This is a genomic window from Streptococcus mitis, assembly GCF_008763935.1.
In the GTDB taxonomy this organism is placed as follows: Bacteria; Bacillota; Bacilli; order Lactobacillales; family Streptococcaceae; genus Streptococcus; species Streptococcus mitis_DB.
In genome coordinates, this window is sequence record NZ_VTQF01000034.1 from 1 (window position 1) to 2963 (window position 2963).

A 2963-nucleotide genomic window follows, 5' to 3' on the forward strand; every position below is an offset into this window, starting at 1 on the left:
GGGTGTGTACGGGTGGCGGCCGGACGGTTTGTTGCTATGATACGGGAGTTCCGATATACAAGGTGTGTGTTTCATAATGATTTTATTGTAGTAGGTTAATAAAAGGGTTTTGACAAACAAAATTTATTTTAATAATTTCTTTTTCAATATTGCCAATAGCATTTTATACAAATTTTCATTCAGGCACGATACAAAATTCGATTGTCTTTTAAGGGGAAGACTTAATTACGGATTTAAGATGGCTGGACTGTTGGGATTCATGCTGCTGAAATTAAATTATAGTAAAACGTTTAAGGTACGCCAAAATAATCATAGAAAATATCTTCATGATATTCTTAGAGTTAAATGAGATGATCTACCGAAATATCAAAATAATGCCGTGATATTAATTGATACTCAAGATACAAAAAATATATATACAGTTATAATTCAAGGCTGTACTGTATCTTAGACCCATCCCATGAAAAAAATCCTCGTTACCGGCGGCGCGGGCTTTATCGGCTCGGCAGTCGTCCGCCATATCATCAAAAATACCCAAGATTCCGTCGTCAACCTTGACAAACTGACCTACGCAGGCAATCTCGAATCACTGACCGACGTAGCCGACAGCCTGCGCTACGCTTTTGAGCAAGTGGACATTTGCGATCGTGCCGAACTTGGCCGCGTGTTTGCACAACACCAGCCTGATGCTGTGATGCACTTGGCTGCGGAGAGTCATGTTGACCGCTCTATCGATTCCGCCGGCGAATTCATACAAACCAACATCGTCGGCACATTCAACCTGCTGGAAGCGGCGCGTACCTATTGGCAGCAAATGTCGTCTGAAAAACAGGCGGCGTTCCGTTTCCACCATATTTCCACCGATGAAGTCTATGGCGACTTACACGGCACGGACGATTTGTTTACCGAAACCACGCCCTACGCCCCGTCCAGCCCCTACTCTGCCTCCAAAGCGTCCAGCGACCATCTTGTGCGTGCATGGCTGCGCACCTACGGTCTGCCGACCATCGTAACCAACTGCTCGAACAACTACGGTCCGTACCATTTCCCCGAAAAACTCATCCCGTTAATGATTCTGAACGCGCTCGACGGCAAACCGCTGCCTGTGTACGGCGACGGGATGCAAATCCGCGACTGGCTGTTTGTCGAAGACCACGCCCGCGCGCTGTATCAGGTTGTTACCGAAGGCGTCGTCGGCGAAACCTACAACATTGGCGGACACAATGAAAAAGCCAATATCGAAGTGGTCAAAACCATCTGCGCCCTGCTGGAAGAACTCGTTCCTGAAAAACCTGCCGGCGTAGCACGGTACGAAGATTTGATTACCTTCGTGCAAGACCGCCCTGGTCATGACGTACGCTATGCCATCGACGCCGCCAAAATCGGCAGGGAACTGGGCTGGAAACCGCAGGAAACGTTTGAATCCGGTATCCGCAAAACAGTGCAATGGTATTTGGACAACAAAACCTGGTGGCAAAACGTATTGAACGGCAACTACCGTTTGGAACGTTTAGGTAAGTTGTAAACTATGCAATCCTTCTATTGAAAACATCAGACTTCATCATACAAAGGAATATCCATGTACTCTCCATTCCGCATTTTCTTATTAGCAACTTTGACCTCCGTCTTGTTTGTTTCTACGCCAATTTCAGCCAAAGAAACACGACATCATGTTGCACAAACGACAGTTCAGAAGACAATAAAAGCCGATGGTAGCTCTATCGAAAGGGCAATTGTCATCATTGAAAATGATACTATGCGTGGCATTGCCGCCGAATACTCCTGGATTGAAGAACACATGCCTGAATATCGTGTAGTCGGACAAGCTCTGTTAAAGAAAAATGACAGCGTCTATGACCGTATTGACGTTCAAAATGAAGCTGGTGACATCCGTTCCATTTACTTCGATATCAAAAGCTTCTTCGGCATGAGAAACGGCAAGCCTCTTTAAGACCGAAGGCCGTCTGAAAATCACGCAAACACACACTACTCAGGAGAAAACCCATGAAAGGCATCATCCTTGCCGGCGGCAGCGGCACACGCCTCTACCCCATCACGCGCGGTGTGTCCAAGCAGCTTCTGCCCGTGTACGACAAACCCATGATTTACTATCCCCTGTCCGTATTGATGCTGGCAGGAATACGTGAAATCTTGGTCATCACCACCCCCGAAGACAATCCCTCTTTCAGACGACTGCTGGGTGACGGCAGCGATTTCGGCATCTCCATCAGCTATGCCGAGCAGCCCAGCCCTGACGGCTTGGCACAAGCATTCATCATCGGCGAAGAATTTATCGGCAACGACAACGTCTGTTTGGTTTTGGGCGACAATATTTTCTACGGCCAATCGTTCACCCAAACCCTGAAACAAGCTGCCTCCAAACAACACGGTGCCACCGTGTTCGGCTACCAAGTCAAAGACCCTGAACGTTTCGGCGTCGTTGAATTTGACGAAAACTTCAACGCCTTATCCATCGAAGAAAAACCGAAGCAGCCCAAATCCGACTGGGCGGTAACAGGCTTATATTTCTACGACAACCGCGTCGTAGAATTTGCCAAACAAGTCAAACCCTCCGCACGCGGCGAACTCGAAATCAGCACGCTCAACCAAATGTATCTTGACGACGGTTCATTGTCCGTCCAGCTTTTGGGACGCGGCTTTGCATGGTTGGACACCGGTACGCACGAAAGCCTGCACGAAGCCGCCTCATTCGTCCAAACCGTGCAAAACATCCAAGACCTGCAAGTTGCCTGCCTCGAAGAAATCGCTTGGCGCAACGGCTGGCTTTCAGACGAGCGCTTGGAAGAACTCGCCCGCCCGATGGCAAAAAACCAATACGGCCAATATCTGCTGCACCTGTTGAAAAAATGAAAAAAGGTCGTCTGAAATCGTAAGGGACAATAATAGACCTCTTGCGAAAATATTCATCCCATTGCATTAATCAGCCCCGCAATCAGATTTGC

The 2963-nt window shown here is 47.9% G+C and carries 3 protein-coding genes; all 3 read left to right on the forward strand.

Annotated elements, in window-relative coordinates; genetic code table 11:
• Positions 1 to 460 precede the first annotated feature (460 nt).
• Genes rfbB through rfbA form a run of 3 tightly spaced genes read left to right on the forward strand, consistent with a single transcriptional unit; the run spans position 461 to position 2871 of the window.
• Positions 461 to 1525, forward strand: coding sequence for a dTDP-glucose 4,6-dehydratase (gene rfbB, locus F9B91_RS12115; protein ID WP_070538782.1), 1065 nt, complete (start codon positions 461 to 463; stop codon positions 1523 to 1525).
• A 54-nt stretch (positions 1526 to 1579) separates the two neighbouring features.
• Positions 1580 to 1951 carry a hypothetical protein gene (locus F9B91_RS12120; RefSeq protein ID WP_003743707.1) on the forward strand — a complete coding sequence of 124 codons (372 nt, stop codon included), beginning with the start codon at positions 1580 to 1582 and terminating at the stop codon, positions 1949 to 1951.
• A 53-nt stretch (positions 1952 to 2004) separates the two neighbouring features.
• Entirely contained in the window at positions 2005 to 2871 is an 867-nt protein-coding gene (gene rfbA, locus F9B91_RS12125; protein WP_003743708.1) for a glucose-1-phosphate thymidylyltransferase RfbA, read from the forward strand.
• Positions 2872 to 2963: the final 92 nt, after the last annotated feature.